Source organism: Pseudomonas sp. 51_B (assembly GCF_017491595.1).
Taxonomy (GTDB): domain Bacteria; phylum Pseudomonadota; class Gammaproteobacteria; order Pseudomonadales; family Pseudomonadaceae; genus Aquipseudomonas; species Aquipseudomonas promysalinigenes.
The window spans coordinates 1-533 of the sequence record NZ_JAFGYW010000162.1 but is presented as its reverse complement, the minus strand read 5'-3'; the positions used below and the strand labels follow the sequence as shown (position 1 = coordinate 533).

1 protein-coding gene is annotated in these 533 nt (G+C 56.5%); it reads right to left on the bottom strand.

The window, feature by feature from the left end:
• Nucleotides 1-146: 146 nt before the first annotated feature.
• On the bottom strand, nt 147-533 hold a 387-nt coding region (locus J5M56_RS24170), incomplete at its 5' end, for a transcriptional regulator (RefSeq protein WP_207937963.1).

Below are 533 nucleotides of genomic sequence, written 5' to 3'. Positions count from 1 at the left end.
CCTGAAGGCCGCGAAGAAACCTTGAAATCACTGGAATCCAATGTGGGAGCGAGCCTGCTCTCGAAAGCGGAATATCAGACAGATCAGATGTCACTGACAGACCGTATTCGCGAGCAGGCTCGCTCCCACAGGGGGATTTCGCTGGTTCAGGCGATTTGAGCCTTTGAAGCGACTTCATCAAACGTCACCTCATTCAGCGCATCCTCCTGCTCATCCAGCACCTGACGCGGATGGTCGTTGCCGGGGATGCTGCTGTCGATCAGGCTCAGCAGGCTGGAGCCGCGCGGGGTCAGAATGAAGTTGTTGCCAGTACTGCCCTCGTGATCCGGCCGTGGCTCGATGAATCCGCGCTCCAGCAAGAGCTTTTCATAATCACAGGCCAGGGTTTTCAAGTGATCGAGATTGTCGATCGGCTCGCCGGCGCTGGCTTTCTCGGCCGCGTAGTCTTCGGCATAAGCCCGGGGAGCGAAGCTGTGGCCAGCGCTGTTCTGCACTTCATGCAGCAAACGTTCAATCAAATCCCAGTTATAAGT